Genomic DNA, 18,632 nt, shown 5'->3' with positions numbered 1-18,632 from the left:
TGCCTATATGAGGGCTGTTTTATCCAAACACAGCACCGCAGCACAAACGACGAAACGGAAGAAGCAATGACTGTAAAGACCTTGAAAGATCTGATAGCCGAAGGCGTGGAAGGACGACACGTTCTTGTACGTTCGGATTTTAACGTTCCGCTTAACGACGCACGAGAGATCACGGATGCCGGACGCATCACCGCATCGCTGCCTACCATTAAGACATTGGTCGACGGTGGCGCTCGCGTGATCCTGATGGCGCACCTCGGACGTCCTAAAGGCGAAGTGAATGAGAAGTTCTCCCTCGCTCCGGTTGCAGAGGCCCTATCAGAAGCATTGGGACAGTATGTGGCTCTGGCTGCTGATGTTGTTGGTGAAGACGCCCATGAACGCGCTAACGGTCTTAATGACGGCGACGTGCTCTTGCTGGAAAACGTTCGTTTTGATCCCCGTGAAACCTCTAAAGACGAGGCAGAGCGCGGAGAATTTGCAGATCAACTTGTTGCGCTAGCAGCAGAAAACGGTGCATTTGTGTCGGATGGATTCGGTGTGGTTCACCGAGCACAAGCATCAGTTTATGATGTGGCCAAGCGGCTTCCTCATTACGCTGGCACGTTGGTAGAGAAAGAAATCACTGTTTTGCAGAAGGCAGTGGAGTCCCCAGAACGTCCTTACGTTGTGGTACTTGGTGGAGCCAAAGTCTCCGACAAGCTGGGCGTTATTGAAGCTCTCGCCGCTAAGGCAGACAAACTCATCATCGGTGGCGGAATGTGCTACACGTTCCTCGCTGCGCAGGGCATCAATGTGCAGAAGTCGCTTTTGCAGGAAGACCAGATCGAGAATTGTCAGCGTTTGTTGGAAGAGTACGGAGAGAAGCTCGTTCTTCCAGTGGACCTCATCGCAGCAGACAGCTTTGCAGCAGATGCAGAGAAAACCGTGGTGGCTCTCGACGGAATCCCAGAGGGCTGGCAATCACTTGACGTAGGGCCTGAAACTGTAAAGCGCTATGCAGAGGTTCTGTCCACAGCTAAGACCATCTTCTGGAATGGTCCAATGGGCGTCTTTGAGTTTCCTGCATTCGCCGAAGGAACTCAAGGTGTTGCGGAATCCATCATTGAAGCGACCACTCACGGTGCATTCTCTGTTGTAGGCGGCGGTGACTCTGCTGCAGCAGTGCGTCTACTGGGGCTTGATGAGGACGGCTTCAGCCATATTTCTACTGGTGGCGGAGCTTCTCTGGAATTCCTGGAAGGCAAAGAATTACCTGGCGTTGCAGTCTTGGAAAGCTAGTTTTACATCTTTTTAACGCTTGATGTGGTGCAGCTCAAACAAAAGTCCATAGCCTGCACCACTAGTTTTCTAGCGGGTCAACACTGATTTTGTAATAGAAAGGAACCTTTCGAATGGAACGTACGCCGCTCATCGCTGGTAACTGGAAGATGAACTTAGACCACTTGAAAGCTGTGGCAACAGTTCAGAAGCTAGCCTTTGCACTTCCTAAGGAGTACTACGAGAAGGTCGATGTTGCAGTTACCGTACCTTTTACGGATCTGCGGTCTGTTCAGACTGTAGTTGATGGCGATAAGCTTCAGATCACCTACGGTGCCCAAGATGTATCAGAGCATGAATCAGGTGCTTATACCGGCGAGATCTCTGCAGATATGCTTGCAAAACTCGGCTGCACATGGGTTGTCGTTGGACACTCGGAGCGCCGTGAATACCATGGCGAGTCATCGAAACTTGTTGCCGCGAAGGCTAAAGCAGCGCTGGGCAAAGGCATAAGCCCGATCGTTTGCGTCGGTGAGCCTTTGGAGATCCGGGAAGCTGGCACTCACGTAGATTTTGTCGTCGAGCAAACCCGTGAATCGCTCGCTGGTCTGACCGAAGCCGAACTAGCTAAGACCGTTATTGCTTATGAGCCGGTGTGGGCAATTGGCACTGGCAAGGTCGCTTCTGCGGCTGATGCTCAAGAAGTATGTAAAGCGATCCGTGGTTTAGTTAAAGAACTTGCCAATGAGGAAATCGCTGAAGGCGTTCGTATTCTTTACGGTGGCTCTGTAAAGGAAGAAACGGTCGCAGAAATAGTCGGACAGCCCGACGTAGACGGTGGTCTTGTTGGTGGCGCTTCTCTCGACGGTGAGGCATTTGCCAAACTTGCTGCTAACGCAGCGACTGGTCTTTAGAAAAGCGACCTTTAAAAATAAGCAGTGAGCCTTTATCGCTCACCTTCTAAAAGAAAGCACCGTCATGATGAAGTGGCGGTGCTTTTGCACTGTATAACGTGAGGAGCTTAAGCTTCATGCCTGTAAAAGCTACGTCTGCAGGTCCACTATCCGAACAGCTTGTTGAGGATATACGCTTTCTAGGTGCACTTTTGGGGGAGGTGATCAAAGAACAAGAGGGAACGGCAGCCTTTGACCGAGTCGAAGCAGCGCGACAGCTGGCTTTTAAAATCTCGCGCAAAGAGGCACAGGTTGAAGACTTAGTATCACTGCTCAAAGATATTTCAGCAGCAGATGCGATATCGATTATTAGAGCGTTTAGCCATTTTGCGTTGCTAGCAAACATGGTGGAGGACTTGCACGATGAACTGGGTAGGCTCCGGCGACAAGAAGCCGGTGAAGAAGACCCAGATTCAACGTTGGGTGCGACTTGGAAAAAGCTTGCTAAGGCTGGAGTAACGAGCGAAGACGTGTCCGGTTTACTCGGTAACTTTCAAGTTGCCCCGGTGCTTACCGCTCACCCTACGGAAACCCGTAGACGTACGATTTTTGATGCGCAAGAGCATATGACTACTTTGCTCGAAGAACGTCATGCGATTCTGGGCGCAGATCCGAATGCGCTGACGGCTACGCGTCTTGAAGAGAATACTCGTCGGATTCGCCGGTGGCTGACTCTCATCTGGCAGACCGCGCTTATCCGGGTGGCCCGCCCTAGGATTGAGGACGAGGTAGAAGTTGGATTGCGATACTATAAGCTCTCCTTGCTTACTGCGATCCCTGAGATCAACAAGCAAGTGGCTGATCATATCCAGCGAGAATATGGTGTTAGCTCTGAAGATGCTTTGCGGTCGCTATTCATTAAACCTGGAAGCTGGATCGGTGGCGATCATGACGGTAACCCGTATGTCACTGCGGAAACTCTGCACTATGCGACGACACGAGCAGCCGAGACTGTATTAAAGTTTTATGCACGCGAACTGCATCAACTTGAACATGAGTTATCGCTGTCGGATAGGTTGACTGATGTGAGCCAGACTCTGCGCGTGCTTGCTGATTTAGGACATAACGACGTCCCATCGCGGGTCGACGAGCCTTATCGCCGTGCCGTCCACGGTGTGCGCGGTAGAGTACTTGCTACGCTAGCTTCTCGGATTGGTACAGAAGCGGTAGAAGGCTCGTGGTATGCCCGTCATGATGCTTATTCTGATCCAAATGAGCTTGCAGCAGATTTGGATATCATTGATGCTTCCTTGCGGAGAACGCACGATGAACTCATCGCAGATGATCGCTTGTTGCGCATCAGGACAGCGGTATCAAGCTTTGGTTTCCATCTCTATTCGATGGATTTGCGCCAAAATTCTGAGAGCTATGAGGATGTGCTTACCGAGCTCTTTGAGCAAGCCCACGTAACCAAGCACTATCGCGAATTGGACGAGAACGAAAAGATTCGCGTTTTAACTGCTGAGCTATCGTCACCGAGACCCCTTATACCGCGCGATGGTGCCTCATATAGTGAGGTAACCCAGCGTGAGCTAGACATTATTGCTGAAGCAAAGCGTGCAGTGGATGCCTTTGGCCCAATGATGATCCCACATTCGATTATCTCGATGGCAGAATCTGCGAGCGATATCCTCGAACCGATGGTCCTCCTGAAAGAATTCGGATTAATCCGCATTCAGGAAGGACAACTTACCGGGCACATTGACGTCATACCGCTTTTTGAAACGATCGATGATCTGCAAAATGGTGCCAAGATTCTCCAAGATCTATGGCGGATACCGTTGTATCGCAGTTATGTGGAGCAACGAAATAATCTTCAAGAGGTCATGCTTGGCTATTCCGATTCCAATAAAGATGGTGGCTATCTCGCCGCAAACTGGGCTCTGTATGCTGCCGAAACTGATTTAGTAAGCATGTGTAAACAACATGGTGTAGCGCTGAGGCTTTTCCATGGCCGCGGTGGAACCGTAGGACGCGGCGGCGGCCCCTCTTATGACGCTATCCTTGCTCAGCCACATGGTGCTGTGCAAGGCAGTGTACGTGTTACGGAACAAGGTGAGATCATCTCAGCAAAATATGGTTCTGTGGGTGCGGCTCGTCGTAACCTAGAAGCCTTGGCCTCAGCCACGCTGGAGGCGTCGCTGCTTACAATCGATCAGGTAGAAGAGCAATATCCTGAGGCGTATGAGATTATGGGTGAAATCTCACGCTTGAGTCAGCGAAAGTATTCGAGGCTTGCGCATGAAGACCCTGGTTTTATTGAGTACTTCACATCCTCCACACCTTTGGAAGAGATAGGCGACCTTAACATCGGCTCGCGTCCTTCGTCGCGAAAACAAACCCAAAGTATCGACGATTTACGCGCAATTCCATGGGTGCTCAGCTGGTCGCAGTCCCGTGTTATGCTGCCCGGCTGGTATGGAGTAGGCAGCGCTTTGTATGAATGGGTAGAAAAAGGCTGTGTGCGCACAGCGGAACTCTCAGCAGATGAGCGCCTTGCTATTTTGCAGAAGCTTAATGGTTCCTGGCCGTTCTTTTCTTCTGTGCTGTCTAATATGGCGCAGGTGATGAGCAAAGCTGAGATGCAACTTGCGAAGCTCTATTCGGGATTGGTAGCAGATCAGGAAGCTGCAAACAGAATATTTGCTGATATTTCTGCCGAATTCGATCTCACTAAGACGATGTTCCTCAAGATCACCGGCTTCTCGGGGCTTCTCGACGACAACCCGATGCTTGCACGGTCAGTTCGCTCGCGTTACCCGTATCTGTTGCCGCTTAATACACTGCAACTCGAAATGCTACGTAGGTATCGCGAAGGTGATACTGATCCGAAGGTGGTGCATGGCATTCGCCTAGCTATGAACGGCTTGGCTACCGCGCTGCGAAATTCTGGCTAGTTCTTAGCGGTTGAAAGTGAGTTCCTGGACTTGGGTGGTGTATAGTTGCCTCGAGAAAAGGAACTCTAGTTCTGATAAAAGTACTTTTGTTAACAATTAAGGAAATTCATGGCACTTGCACTTCAGATCATTTTGGTCATCTCTTGCGTGCTGATGACCGTGTTCGTGCTGCTACATAAGGGCAAAGGTGGCGGACTTTCGAGCCTCTTCGGCGGTGGCGTTCAGTCTAACCTGTCTGGTTCCACTGTGGTGGAAAAGAACCTTGACCGAGTCACTATTTTCATGGGCATCATCTGGATCGCCTGCATCGTAGCATTAAACCTGATTCAGGCTTACGCTCGCTAATAGTGAGATAGCACGAAAAAGCGTCGGTAATTATCTACCGACGCTTTTGTCTTTTCAGGGCTGTTTAAGGGGTAGCATCCTGAGCAACAATGAGCAGGGTCTCCTGCACGCCGCGTGCGCCTGCAGCCGGCCACTCAAGCGGATTCGCTCCAGCAGCTACGTGATGAGCAGCCTCGGCCTTTTCAGCTCCTGCAACAAGTAGCCAAACACGTTGCGCGCGGGCGATTGCTGGGAACGTAAGGGTTGCTCTTTCCGCTGGAGGCTTGGGAGAGTCGGTTACCGGAATGACCAAGCGAGTTTCTTCAACGGCAGCCTCAGTATGGGGGAATATCGAGTTGATATGCCCTTCGCCTCCCATACCAAGCAGATGGAGATCAAACCCTTGAGGCGCGTAGTTGTGAAGTACCTGTGTGTATTCTTCTACAGCATCAGAGAGCGAAAGTTCTCCCAACCGATACCCATGGATGTTTTCTTCAGGGATATCGATATGATTCAGTAGTGCTTGACGTGCCTGGCCCTCGTTGGACTCAGGGTCCGTGACTGACACATTACGCTCATCTCCAAAAAAGACATGAACGCGTGACCAGTTGATGGGGGCATCGACAAGCTTTTCTAGCGTTCGGATACCTGCGCCGCCACCAGTAAGAACGATGCGCACCGTGCCATCGCCGGTAACACCGCCATCTTTCGCGGCGGATTGACACAAGCCTACAATTTTTTCAGCTGCTGCTGAGGCGATGGCGTCGAGGTCAGATACTGGACAAACAGTAACCATGAAGTCCCTTTTTTGAGGTTAGATGGTGGGGTAGCTGATTCTACTGAGACCGCGAAGCGCTCGCGCATACGCTGCGTCGGGGTCGAGGTGTCTTAGCTCTTCTGCGAGGCAATCTGCCTGACTGCGTCGGTTAATAGCGACAAGGGCTGCTTCGCGTCCCGGGACCGTAACAGAAAGTGTTTGCTCGTCTTCAAGAGCTTCCACAATCACAGTGCCAGATGGGCGTTCAAGTTCGATCCTACGAATTGGGATCTCCGAGAATCCATCAGCATCAAAGGGGACAGATTCACCTTCAGTATTAAATCGCTGAACCGAAACACCAAGCGTTCTGAAAAGCCACCCTGCGGCAAGATCGACGCTAGGGCAATCAGATTCACCATAGAGGCGGATACTTTGGATTGGCTCATGAGGAGGCTGGTCTAGAGTCGATGCTAGAACTCCGCGCCATGGGGTCAAGCGAGCCCATGATACATCCGAATCACCTGGAGCATAGTGGTTGCGTCGGTTGTAGAGAGCGTCCACCGGTGGGTCATAATGCGCGTCGGTGATCCTGCGTTGCGCAATCTTTCCGATCGGGTCCTCGCTGGGATTTATCGGTGCGGAGGTAGGCCACCATGCGACGATTGGAGTATCCGGAAGCAGCAGGGGAGTAACCACGTGCACAAGGTGTTTGGCCACACGCCCACGAAGTCGGATCAAGATTATCTCTGAGGCTCCGGCATCGCCGCCGATGCGGACCTCTGCGTCGACCTGAGAGTCGCCTTCTACTGGTCCGGTGATTAATACGATGACGCGGGAAGGGTGCTCTCGTGAGGAATCGTGAGTGGCATTTGTGATTGCCGTAATATCATCCGACTCTTTGGCCACCACAATAAGGGTCAGTACCCTGCTAGTAGTGACTTGCCCACCTTTGTCGCGGAGGCGGACGAGGGCTTTGGAGATCTCGCGTGTATCGGTATCGGGAAGTTCAAAGATCACTTCAGCGTCTCTTTTCTAAAAGGAAATGCGTACACAGGGAAACGGAATACAACTGGCACTGGTTAAGGTCGACGCCATGCTCGATCTACCCGCTCTAGCATGCGGTCTGCTGAAGCCGGGCCCCATGTTCCTGCCGCATATTCCTCTGGCTGCCCGCGCTCTGCCCAAAAATTAAGAATGGGGTCCAAAATATTCCAGCTGAGTTCAACCTCTTCATTTGTGGGGAAAAGGCTGGCCTCATCCAAGAGCGCATCTAATATCAGACGCTCATAAGCCTCGGGAGATTCCTCAGTGAATGCTTCGGAATAGGAGAAATCCATATTCACATCGCGGACTTCCATTGCCGAGCCTGGAACTTTAGAACCAAATCGCATCAACATGCCTTCATCAGGTTGAACGCGAATAACCACAACGTTTTGTCCCTGGGAATGGCGCGTGCCCTCGCTGAAAGGCTGGTGGGGAGCATCTTTGAAGACCAAAGCGATCTCAGTGACGCGTCGACCGAGGCGCTTACCTGTACGCAGATAGAATGGAACTCCAGCCCAGCGGCGAGAATTGATTTCTAAAGTGCACGCTGCGTAGGTCTCTGTGGTTGATTGCGGATCAAAACCGTCTTCCTCGCGCAGGCCCTTGACCAACTCTGAACCTTGCCATCCGCTGGCGTATTGGCCGCGCGCGGTTGTCTTGGCAAACGGCCCAACGGGGCGGGTTGCGCGTAAGACCTTGATTTTCTCTGCTTGCAGCTGCTGGGGCGTGAAATCAATGGGTTCTTCCATTGCTACGAGGGCCAGAAGCTGAATCAGGTGGTTCTGAATAACGTCGCGAGCTGCCCCGATACCATCGTAATAGCCAGCACGGCCACCCAGGCCGATATCTTCTGCCATCGTAATCTGCACATGGTCTACGTAATGTGAGTTCCACAATGGGTCAAAGAGTTGGTTTGCGAAACGGAGCGCCAGAATATTCTGGACAGTTTCTTTTCCTAGATAGTGATCGATACGGAAGACCGATTTTTCCGGGAAAACTGAGTTAATCAAGGTGTTGAGTTCGCGTGCTGACTCTTGATCGTGTCCGAACGGTTTTTCCACGATCACTCGGCGCCATGAATTGCCCTCAGCTTGAGCCATTCCGGAGCGCTGCAGCTGGTGGCAGACATCAGAGAAATAATCCGGCGGTACGGATAGGTAGTATGCCCAGTTTCCGGCGGTTCCTTGTTCTTTGTCCAAACGGCTCAAAAGTGCGGCAAGATCATCAAAGGCTTGATCATCATCAAAGTTTCCGCGAGCAAAATGGATTCCCTCGGCTAGCCTAGACCAGACGTTTTCACGAAACTCCGTACGTGCACCAGCTTTTACTGCCTCGTGCACGTAGTCTTCAAACTCTTGTTTGGACCACTCCCGACGGCCATAGCCCACTAGGGCAAAACCCGCAGGTAGCAGGCCGCGGTTGGCAAGATCATAAATCGCGGGAAGGAGTTTTTTCCGCGCCAAGTCTCCGGTTACTCCGAAAATAACCATGCCACTTGGCCCGGCAATCCGCGGAAGACGTTTGTCCTCAGAATCACGAAGCGGGTTAACCCAAGGATTCACCGCTGTAGGGGCCTCGGTTTGGTCTTGGTGTTCGGATATACCGAAGCCAGTAGTGTCTTCTGAAGTCACAGGTTCAATCACGTCCCTAGATTCTACCTACAAAGTAACCATTGCCATATAGTTCGTGATGTAGGCAGTCAAAACAAAGCATTAGTGGTGTGGAATTTATAACGTGGGATACGGAAAAATCGTTCCTGTATGTCTTGAGGAATCCCGTATCCCACGCTCTTAATCAGATGGTGCTTAGCTCAAGCGAGCTTTCATAGAATCGAGTAGTTCGTCCCATGCTGCTACGAATTTATCGACGCCTTCTTGCTCCAGAACCGCAAAAACATCCTCGAAATCGACACCGGCTTGAGCAATAGCAGAGAATGTCTCTTCAGCTTCCGTTGCGGTATTTGTCAACGTGTCGCCTGCGCCATCGTTGGCCGCTAATACTGCGTCGATGGTTGCTTCCGGCATAGTGTTGACGGTATCTGGTCCTGCAAGTTCCGTGACATACAGCGTAGGGGAGTAGTCGGGGTTCTTGACTCCAGTGGATGCCCAGAGTGGACGTTGAATATTCGCATTTTCAGGAAGCTGCGCAGCGGAAAAGAGCTCTTTGAAAACTGCGTAGGCACGACGTGCGTTGGCAACGCCTGCTTTGCCTCGCAAAGCTAAAGCCTCATCCGTTCCGATGGCTTCCAGTCGTTTGTCTACTTCCGAATCCAGCCGCGACACAAAGAAAGAAGCTACAGAATGGATGGTGGATACATCCAGACCATTGTCCGCTGCGCGGTTGATGCCTTCAATGTATGCGGCGATAACCTCGCGGTATCGGGCTACGGAGAAAATAAGAGTGACGTTAACGCTGATGCCTTCTGCGAGTGCGTCGGCTATCGCAGGTAGAGAACCAGCGGTTGCTGGAATTTTGATCATGACGTTGGGGCGATCTACCTGTTTCCACAGCTCACGTGCTTGCGCGAGAGTAGCTTCGCGATCTTCAGAGATGCGAGGGTCTACTTCAATGCTCACTCTTCCATCAGCGCCATGGGAAGATTCGTAGATATCAGCAAAAATATCGCATGCTTGCTGTACGTCTTGGATGCTCATCGCGTAGACAGCTTCGTCGACGCCAACAGCGTGAGCCTTAAGATCCGCAATCTGCGCGTCATAAGCGGTGCCTTTGCTCATAGCCGCAGCAAAGATTGCTGGGTTGGTTGTCACACCGACGATGGACTTAGTGGTGATGAGCTCGGAGAGATTTCCGGAGGTAATGCGTTCACGTGAAAGATCGTCTAGCCAGGTAGAAGTTCCTGCTTGTGCGAGTGCATCGATTGCATTCATGTTGAGTACCAATTTCTTTGTGAAGGTGGGGGCCGAAACGAGTGTGTAAGCCGCATACATCTATGAGGTTGTATGCGGCTTACACATAATCAGTTAATTTTGATGAAATTAACTCTAGGCGTTCAGGGAATCGTGCGCAGCTGCGACGACGGCATCGGTGGTGATACCAAATTCTTCAAAGAGCTTTTCATAAGGAGCAGATGCACCGAAGTGCTCTAGAGATACTGCACGTCCGCGGGTACCGAGGTGCCTGTACCAGGACAATGCGAGGCCAGCTTCAACAGAGACACGAGCAGTAACCTCAGCAGGCAAAACGGATTCTTGGTAGTCCCGGTCTTGTTCCTCGAACCAGTCAAGGCAAGGAACGGAGACTACCCGAGTGGCAATGCCCTCTGCTTCTAGACGCTGAGCAGCTTCAACTGCGAGCTGGACCTCAGAACCGCTGGCCATCAGGATGACGTCAGGAGTAGCTTTGGATGCCTCCACGAGAATGTAAGCACCGCGCTGTACTCCCTCGCGTGCCTTCTCCTTGGTGCCTTCCAAGACTGGAACATTTTGGCGGGTCAGCGCGAGGCCTTTAGGACCTTCCTTGTACATCAGCGCAGCGCGCCATGCTGCTGCTGTCTCATTAGCGTCGGCGGGACGCAGCATGGATACTCCAGGAATTGCTCGGAGCGCAGCCATCTGCTCGATAGGCTGATGCGTAGGACCGTCTTCGCCCAGACCGATGGAATCGTGGGTCCATACGTAGTAAGCGTCAGTTCCCATGAGAGCCGCGAGGCGAACTGCCGGACGCATGTAATCGGAGAAAATTAAGAAGGTTCCAGCATAAGGCCGTGTGGGCCCATGAAGTGAGATTCCGTTGACGATCGCGCCCATGGCGTGTTCCCGGATACCAAAGTGCAGGTTACGTCCATAAGGATCGGTTGACCACGTATCAGTGGTGATAGACGCAGGACCGAAAGATGGTTCGCCTTTGATCACTGTGTTGTTGGAGCCTGCGAGATCCGCGGAGCCGCCCCATAGCTCAGGCATGGTTTTGCCTAGAGCCTGAAGTGTAGCCTCGGAAGCCTTACGGGTGGCTACTCCCTTGTCATCTGGTTCCCAGGTGGGCAGTTCGGCGTCGAAGCCCTCAGGGAGTTCTCGGCGTGAAAGACGATCAAACAAGGCTTTGTTTTCTGGGTTTGCAGAGGCCCATGCGTCGAACTTTTCCTGCCAAGCTGCGCGAATATCTGCGCTGCGGGCAGAAAGTTTACGCGTGTGCTCTATGACACTCTCGGCCACATCGAAGGATTTTGCAGGGTCAAAGCCCAAAACTTCCTTTGTTGCGGCAACTTCTTCTTCACCTAGAGCAGCACCGTGAACAGCTCCACTGTTCATCTTTGTCGGAGCAGGATAACCGATCACAGTGCGAAGACGGATGAAGGTGGGGCGAGTAGTGTCTGCTTTGGCTTCCGCTACAGCTTTTTCGATGGACGCGATATCCTCGCCGCCCTCGATTTCAATGACCTGCCAGTTGTATGCACGGTAGCGATCCACAACGTTTTCATTGAAAGCGATTTCTGTGTCTTCCTCAATGGAGATGTGGTTGTCGTCCCAGAAGACAATGAGGTTGCCCAGTTGCTGTGTTCCGGCTAGTGAGCTTGCTTCTGCAGTCACACCTTCTTGTAGGTCACCGTCAGAAGCAATGACGTATACATAATGATCGAAAGGTGAGGTTCCTGCCTCTGCCTGCGGATCAAAAAGCCCACGCTCGCGTCGAGAAGCCATAGCCATGCCAACCGCAGATGCTAGGCCCTGTCCCAGCGGACCCGTGGTAATTTCTACGCCCTTTGTATGGCGGTATTCCGGGTGTCCAGGAGTAAGGGCACCCCACGTGCGTAGGGCTTTCAGATCATCTAGCTCTAGACCAAAACCACCTAGGTACAACTGAATGTACTGGGTGAGCGAACTGTGTCCGCAGGACAAGACAAAGCGATCTCGGCCAGTCCATTCGGTATCAGCAGGATCATGGTGCATGATGCGTTGGTAGAGGGTATAGGCCAGAGGCGCCAAGCTCATAGCGGTTCCGGGGTGGCCTGATCCGCACTTTTGGACGGCGTCTGCCGCGAGCACACGTGCGGTATCGACTGCCAAGGTATCTACCTCAGACCAGTCGTCAGGGTAGTGGGGGGTTGTCAAAGCCTTGAGCTCTGGAGACAAAGTCACGTAGTCCGTCCTTAAAATCGCGTAGGTCTTTGTTGTTAAACCAAAGGAAGTACATAAGGGGTCAAAGGCCCTTAAACTTTTGTTACCTCTTCCTACCTTAATAGCGATAATTGCTCGGGAGGGCAATGAGTGTGAGTTATTTGGCAGAAGCAGGGAAAAAGTTGTCATCAGAGGAAAGCTTTTCGACGTTTCTCTTCAACCCCACAATCCACATAGCATTGGGCCGTCACCTCCACCTATGGGGTGTCGATGTGGGGAAAAAACGAATGGACGCTAGACTTGTGGGGCTACACGCTTGCTGTATGAGAACTAGCCGGTGATGGCACATCCTGTTTTACGCATATTTCTGTTGGAGGACTCCCTTGGAGAAGATCAAGGCCTATATCGCGCTGACAAAGCCAAGGGTCATTGAGCTCCTATTGGTTGCAACAATTCCAGCCATGCTCCAAGCGGACCGTGGACACAGCAACATTGGGCTGATTCTGCTTACTCTTTTGGGCGGTTGGATGGGAGCCGCGGCGGCCAACACCTTTAATATGGTCGCCGACTCAGACATCGATCAGAAAATGGGGCGCACGCGCGCACGGCCGTTGGTCAAACATACTGTGAGCAATCGACATGCGAGCGTTTTTGCCTGGATCCTCACGGTGACGAGCTTCCTGTGGCTCTGGCTACTATGCGATTCTTTGCTCGCAGGTTTGTTTGTTATGTTGACAATCTTCTTTTACATTTTTGTCTACACCAAGCACCTCAAGCGTAAAACCCATCTCAATATTGTGTGGGGTGGGGCGGCTGGATGTATGCCAGTTGTCGTTGGCTGGGCCGTGATTACGGATAATGCGCCGGTAGGAACCCCAGCGCAATGGTGGCAAGCGATCGTTTTGTTCTTGATTATTTTCTTCTGGACACCGCCCCACACATGGGCACTAGCCATGAAGTATAAGGATGACTACGCGCGAGCAGGCGTCCCGATGCTTCCCGTGGTCAGAAAACCCGTGGAAGTGACGCGCCAAATCGTGTGGTACACGTGGGCCACTGTGATCACAACGTTCCTCATCATTCCGGCTGCAGGTTGGATTTACGGGAGCATAGCTGTGGTCTCAGGAATCTGGTTCCTCATTATGGCAATCCGGTTGCACCAAGGCATTAAAGCCGGTGGCGAGGTTAAACCGCTCAAACTGTTTATTCTTTCCAACAATTATCTGTCGATACTCTTTGTGGGCTTGTCGCTCGATGCAGTGTTGGGACTAGAAACTGTTGGTCAGATGTTGGGGTGGGTAACAACCTTCTTCTAAGAAGGATCCTCTTATGCCCTATACTGCGGAGATAACGCGATGGGGTTACTCGATGATGAGAGTCTCATGCCAAAGGCGGGATGGTGCAAAACCACTGTAGTGGTCTGTACCATCCCGCCTTTCTTTATGCAGACAGCTGGCTACATCTTATTAAGCAGAGCCCGTTTGTGATCTCCGCTCGGTGAACCCGTGACGTAGTCTCCACCGTTGACGCGTTGGGTACCCGATGCCCAAAGCAAAGAGCTATAGGCAACGACGACAGAGCACATGCCAATGTGAACCGGAACCGACCAACGAGGCACACCGAGTCGGTATTGAATCACCCCGATGACGGCTTGAATAAGGATCATCAAGATAAGCATCCAGCTGAGTTTTTGCGAACGCTTCGGCGCTAGCTGTAGGACAAGTCCAGCCGCGAGTAGCACGGTAGTTGCCAGGTAAACATACATAGTCCAGGCGTGAACGTGCGCAATCCAGTCGATATCCACGTTAAGTCGGCCTTCCATACCAACGTTGCTATCACCAGAGTGCACGCCTGCTCCTGTGGTCATCGTTCCTGTTACGAGAACGAGAGTCAGCAGCGCTGCGCCCAAAGCAGCAAGTCCACGTAGCGAGCTTGGGTAAGCGCGTTCAGGGGTGCCGTCGTCAGGCTCTGAGATACGAACATACAAAATAGCCGCGAGCCATACTAGGAGCACCGATGGCAAGAAGTGAATCGCAACCGCCCACCACTTAAGATCCAAGTGGACAGAAATACCGCCAATGACGGCCTGCACGATAATGCCAATACCCTGGGCTAGACCGTGAATAATGATTTCTTTTCGCCGGTGAGCGGAAACAATGGAAACAAAAAGGGAAACAGCAATGGCGACAAGAACAAATGTCAGAAGCCTATTGCCGAACTCGATTGCCTGATGAAGCCACGGGGCAGCGCCTTTAACCGGGACAAGCGAGCCAGGGTGGCAATTAGGCCACGTATTGCAACCTAACCCTGAGCCGGTAACTCGAACAATCGAACCTGTCACCGTGATCGATCCTTGGGCTACAAGGAGCGCCATAGCTAGCGCACGTTGCGTAGAAGTCTTTGGGGCGAGAGTACGGAACCATTCCGCCTTGGCTGGTTTGTCAACGGTAGTCACGGCGTCAAATTCTACCGAGTACATAGAGATTAGGCGATTTTATTGAGATAACTTCGGCGTGTGATGCGCCACCTCAACGCTTTTGTAGGGAAATAATTATCCAGAAAATTTAAACCAGCGGTTCGCCATAACAGAACCGAGAGATAACCAACCCAACAAAATAATCACATCTTCGATGGGGAAGGACCCGCGAAAACCTGAATAGAGGCCGTCAGACAAGGCTACAGACGGGATTAATTTCAGCCACATCGTTGGCTCAGCAGAACCCTGAAACAAGATATAAGAGGCGACTCCGACGAGTACAACCCAAATTAAGTTAGCTAGCCCTAGAACTAATTCGGAGGACAGAGTTCCGCCCATCAACAAACCGAGTGATGTAAAAGCCGCAACACCTATAAAAAAGACTAGGAGGCCTATAGCGGCTCCTGCTGTCGTGGTTGTCCACCCTAAAGCAAGCGCTACCACCCCGAGGACCATTATCTGGATAAAACTGACCGAGAGAACACCCAGGACTTTGCCTGAAACGATCGTCCATGCAGGAACGCCGCTTGCTCCAGTTCGCTGGAGAGCGCCGTAACGGCGGTCAAATGCCAGGGAGATGGCTTGACCAGTAAAACCTGAGCTCATAGAGGCGAGGGCAAGCATCATGGGAAAGCCCTTGGTCAGGGGGTTGGGATCGTCGAGAAGCGGTAAATACGCCAGGGCTAAGAGCATTCCGAGGGGAATAATAAAGCTGAGAAGCTGCTGCTCTCCGTGCCTTAGAAATAATTTGGCCTCGACAAACCCCTGCGACCACACCATGCGTGCAACACTGGCCCGTTGCGGATTAGGGGTGAATGTTCCCGGCGGGAAAAAATCAGCCGAAAGTGCGCTTTCTTGTTGGTGATGTGGTGTCACGTTAACTCCTCAGCTCACGGCCGGTTAAATCTAAAAATATGTCCTCAAGGCTTTTTGTCCTGGTTTCCCAAGACGTGATAAGAACGTTTTCTTTTGCAGCAGCTGCAGAAAGCCTAGCGAGGGTATCGGGTGATAGCTCGCCAGTAACGCCGTAATGAAGCGGCTTAATTTCCTGTACTGCAAGGTCCTTGAGAGAGTCGTTACTCAGAGGAAGAGCTGTCGAGGTGGAAAAGACCGCAGAAGTTCCGCCTTTTTCGTTCGTGCGGAGCTCCTCTGTGGTCCCTTCTGCGACCAGTTGCCCTTGATTGATAATCGCGACTCGATCTGCCAGTGCTTGAGCCTCATCCATGAGATGCGTCGTAAGGATGACTGTGACACCATCCGCTTTAAGCGAACGGATGAGTTTCCAAACGACCAGGCGGGATTGGGCATCCATGCCGGCGGTGGGTTCGTCGAGAAAAACGAGCTGTGGTCTGCCAACTAAGGCGAGAGCTAGGGATAACCGCTGTTTTTGACCGCCTGAGAGGCGCCGATACGTTGTGGTGCGGTGCGAGTCTAGGCCTAGTACGTGAAGTAACCAATCTGTGTCGAGTGGGTCTTTGCTATAAGACGCAGTGAGGTTAAGCATTTCCTGTACGCGAATGCCTGAATAGGAGCCCCCTCCTTGCAACATTATTCCGACTTTTTGGCGCACAGCATCTGGGTGTTTTGCTGGATCGATGCCAAGTACGCGGATGCTGCCTGAAGTTGGTTTTTGGAAACCCTCGCACATTTCAATGGTGGTTGTTTTACCTGCACCGTTGGGGCCTAGGAATGCTAAAACCTGGCCAGGGTAAGCCCGAAGGCTTAAACCTGCAACGGCTTCCTTCGTGCCAAAACGCTTGACCACTTGAGTTAGCTCAAGAACAGGGGAAGAAGACGCAGTTGGCTCGGAAGAAGTCGAGTTGAACGTAGTCACACTAGAAAGTGTAAAACATCAACGCCGAGCACGTTTAAACGACCACCATAGGAGGAATAAAAGAACAGTCAAACCAAGGGCTGCCGTAAAGTAAATCGAAAGTACGGTGCCGGGGGGTAGGGAAAGCCCTCGGGGTAGGACAAAGAAGGAGAGCAGCGCCGAATATAACGTGACTCCCATGCGGAAGAAAGCCCTATTGGCCCATGCAGATAATGGAAGAATCGCCCATAGCATGTACCAAGGGTGAACCACAGGGAAGAAGACAACTAAAACAAAAGTTGCAACCCCAAGGCCGCCAATCGCGGGTATGCGCCCCCAATATGTTGCGAGCAGCATTCTGAGCATGAATACACCCGCTAGTAAAATTCCGCAGCCGCGAGTTATTTGCAACATAGCCTCTGTCTGATCGCCAAGCCCAAGCAGCATGCCAAACCATCCGGCAGCAACGCCAACAGCAGTAGAGAGAGACATCCAACTTCGAATTGCTACAGCGCCACCTTGTGCGTGAACCCAGCCAAGCCCTATGCCTGAAACAAAAGTTATGACGAGAATGGAGAGTATTAGGAGTGCAATTTGAATACCCACAGCGCATGCCAGGGAGAAGCCATGGCTACGCTCGCGGAAACGGAAAGAGCGTGCGATAGCCATTCCCGTGAAGCCGAGACCAATAAACCCGGTTACCTTCACCATGCCCGCGCATGAAATCAGCAAGCCAGAAGCTCCGAGATAAAGTGCTGCATGTCCGAATATCCCTACTCTTAAGTAGTTGCAGCCGCGTAGTCCAAGCTCAAAACCGGCTAGAAGGAGCCCTAAGAGGATAGCTTCATTATGGATGCCGCCAACCAGATGCAAGATAGTCAAAGGGTTCAGTATTCCCAGCCATAAAGCCGCTTGAGGCGCTACCTTGCAACGCGTCGCAAGCCGGGAGATGGCCCAGCCTGCAAGGGCGATGCCGGCGATGGAAAGGGTACGGTGTAGGAACACTCCCCAAGCAATGCTATCTCCGGTGATCTGACTGATGAAAGAAGCTAAACCTAGCGCTACAGGGCCATATGGAGAGGGGGAATGAGCCCAGATAAAGGGGACACTACGGGCCAGGGGGTGGTCGGTGCCTAAAAGATCTATCGGACCTGCAGAATAAGGGTCGAGCCCCATCCGGACTATTGCGCCATTGGCTAAGTATGAATAGATGTCTTGGGTGAACATGGGGGCGCTGAGCAGTATGGGAAGGCTCCATGCTGCAAATGTTCGCCAGAGCAAAGACATGCTTACTATTCGAGCGTCATCACCCTTGCTGATCTGCCGGGTCCTTGATGGAAGGGCTCCCGTGAAGGGTGCTATGAGAAGCCAGGAAATGACGAGGAGTGCTACGCCAATAAAGCAAACGATCATTGAGCTTTGAAGCATCCGGGCCATAATGGATCCGCCGATAAAGCTGGTGTATGGATTGTTGACTACTGGGAGAGCACCTGCTCCGAGTGCGCCGAAGCCAAGTAGCAGGGCCCCCAATGCTCCCATCCATCTGAACATGGCAAACCGGCGTAACTCTGAAAAAGTTAAGTCCGAAGCGGCGCGCTCTCTCGGGAAGGCTATGGGAATGCTCTCTGCTTTATGCTTTGGTGGCGCTGCAGGATCCAAAAGATCGGCACCGGTGACGGCATTAATGAGGGTAGAGCCGCCTTGGTAAGGATGGTGTTCACCCAAGGTCGGGATCTTCGAGCCGTCCTTTAAATCTGCGTGATCCGGCGATGCACTATGTGCAGATATATGAAGCTCGGCAGAACGTGAACCGGGTAGACCTAAGGAGGGCAACTCATCGCGTAGGGACTGCCAAAGTTTATGGGGATTGAGCTTCACAGCGTAAATACTAGCGGTAGAGCCGTGGCAGGGTTGATGATAGAGAGATGAGTGTTAGGGATGCGGCAGGGGGAAAGGTGGTCGCCGTAGTTATTTTCTTTAGACATGATTATTTCTCTGTCGACTGTAGAAAGTTTTAACTGATAAATCTAAAG

Annotated in this window: 14 protein-coding genes; 5 read left to right on the top strand and 9 right to left on the bottom strand. The window is 52.0% G+C overall.

The features are described from left to right. Window positions 1–66 precede the first annotated feature (66 nt). The 4 genes from CULFRC11_RS05895 (at window position 67) to secG (ending at window position 5,455) form a co-directional block, all read left to right on the top strand. Complete coding sequence (locus CULFRC11_RS05895) at window positions 67–1,281, top strand: phosphoglycerate kinase (RefSeq protein WP_023635750.1); 1,215 nt, start codon at window positions 67–69, stop codon at window positions 1,279–1,281. A 113-nt stretch (window positions 1,282–1,394) separates the two neighbouring features. Next, a complete protein-coding gene (gene tpiA / locus CULFRC11_RS05890; protein ID WP_013911581.1) occupies window positions 1,395–2,174 on the top strand; it encodes a triose-phosphate isomerase in 780 nt (259 codons plus the stop codon). A 116-nt stretch (window positions 2,175–2,290) separates the two neighbouring features. After that, window positions 2,291–5,110 (top strand): phosphoenolpyruvate carboxylase, encoded by a 2,820-nt coding sequence (ppc, locus tag CULFRC11_RS05885; protein ID WP_023635749.1) that lies wholly within the window; start codon window positions 2,291–2,293, stop codon window positions 5,108–5,110. Window positions 5,111–5,218: 108 nt separating this feature from the next. Then, window positions 5,219–5,455: a preprotein translocase subunit SecG gene (gene secG / locus CULFRC11_RS05880; RefSeq protein ID WP_013911579.1), complete on the top strand. Its 237-nt coding sequence runs from the start codon at window positions 5,219–5,221 to the stop codon at window positions 5,453–5,455. Window positions 5,456–5,519: 64 nt separating this feature from the next. Here the strand turns inward: secG and pgl are convergent, their stop codons facing one another. The 5 genes from pgl to tkt form a co-directional block, all read right to left on the bottom strand. After that, window positions 5,520–6,230 (bottom strand): 6-phosphogluconolactonase, encoded by a 711-nt coding sequence (pgl, locus tag CULFRC11_RS05875; protein WP_023635748.1) that lies wholly within the window; start codon window positions 6,228–6,230, stop codon window positions 5,520–5,522. Between the two features lie 18 nt (window positions 6,231–6,248). Next, window positions 6,249–7,208: a glucose-6-phosphate dehydrogenase assembly protein OpcA gene (locus CULFRC11_RS05870; protein WP_038620584.1), complete on the bottom strand. Its 960-nt coding sequence runs from the start codon at window positions 7,206–7,208 to the stop codon at window positions 6,249–6,251. Between the two features lie 62 nt (window positions 7,209–7,270). After that, window positions 7,271–8,836, bottom strand: a complete 1,566-nt coding sequence (gene zwf / locus CULFRC11_RS05865; RefSeq protein ID WP_230478289.1) for a glucose-6-phosphate dehydrogenase — start codon at window positions 8,834–8,836, stop codon at window positions 7,271–7,273. Window positions 8,837–9,040: 204 nt separating this feature from the next. Continuing rightward, window positions 9,041–10,123, bottom strand: a complete 1,083-nt coding sequence (gene tal, locus CULFRC11_RS05860; protein WP_038620581.1) for a transaldolase — start codon at window positions 10,121–10,123, stop codon at window positions 9,041–9,043. Between the two features lie 114 nt (window positions 10,124–10,237). Beyond that, window positions 10,238–12,331 (bottom strand): transketolase, encoded by a 2,094-nt coding sequence (gene tkt, locus CULFRC11_RS05855; RefSeq protein ID WP_023635745.1) that lies wholly within the window; start codon window positions 12,329–12,331, stop codon window positions 10,238–10,240. A 362-nt stretch (window positions 12,332–12,693) separates the two neighbouring features. Between tkt and CULFRC11_RS05850 the strand changes: the two genes are divergently transcribed. Beyond that, window positions 12,694–13,626: a heme o synthase gene (locus CULFRC11_RS05850; RefSeq protein WP_023635744.1), complete on the top strand. Its 933-nt coding sequence runs from the start codon at window positions 12,694–12,696 to the stop codon at window positions 13,624–13,626. A gap of 140 nt (window positions 13,627–13,766) precedes the next feature. Here CULFRC11_RS05850 and CULFRC11_RS05845 read toward each other — a convergent pair whose 3' ends face one another. The 4 genes from CULFRC11_RS05845 to mptB all read right to left on the bottom strand — a co-directional run bounded on the left by CULFRC11_RS05845 (window position 13,767) and on the right by mptB (window position 18,477). Continuing rightward, window positions 13,767–14,765 carry a COX15/CtaA family protein gene (locus tag CULFRC11_RS05845; RefSeq protein ID WP_031270329.1) on the bottom strand — a complete coding sequence of 333 codons (999 nt, stop codon included), beginning with the start codon at window positions 14,763–14,765 and terminating at the stop codon, window positions 13,767–13,769. A 96-nt stretch (window positions 14,766–14,861) separates the two neighbouring features. Further along, on the bottom strand, window positions 14,862–15,662 hold the full coding sequence (locus tag CULFRC11_RS05840) for an ABC transporter permease (RefSeq protein ID WP_023635742.1): 801 nt from the start codon (window positions 15,660–15,662) through the stop codon (window positions 14,862–14,864). Window position 15,663: 1 nt separating this feature from the next. Continuing rightward, window positions 15,664–16,620 (bottom strand): ABC transporter ATP-binding protein, encoded by a 957-nt coding sequence (locus CULFRC11_RS05835; protein ID WP_023635741.1) that lies wholly within the window; start codon window positions 16,618–16,620, stop codon window positions 15,664–15,666. Window positions 16,621–16,638: 18 nt separating this feature from the next. Further along, window positions 16,639–18,477 (bottom strand): polyprenol phosphomannose-dependent alpha 1,6 mannosyltransferase MptB, encoded by a 1,839-nt coding sequence (gene mptB / locus CULFRC11_RS05830; RefSeq protein ID WP_023635740.1) that lies wholly within the window; start codon window positions 18,475–18,477, stop codon window positions 16,639–16,641. Window positions 18,478–18,632: the final 155 nt, after the last annotated feature.

The sequence above is a fragment of the Corynebacterium ulcerans genome, assembly GCF_000767685.1.
Lineage (GTDB): Bacteria > Actinomycetota > Actinomycetes > Mycobacteriales > Mycobacteriaceae > Corynebacterium > Corynebacterium ulcerans.
Note: the sequence above shows the minus strand (reverse complement) of the source record. Positions and strands in the feature narration are given on the sequence as shown.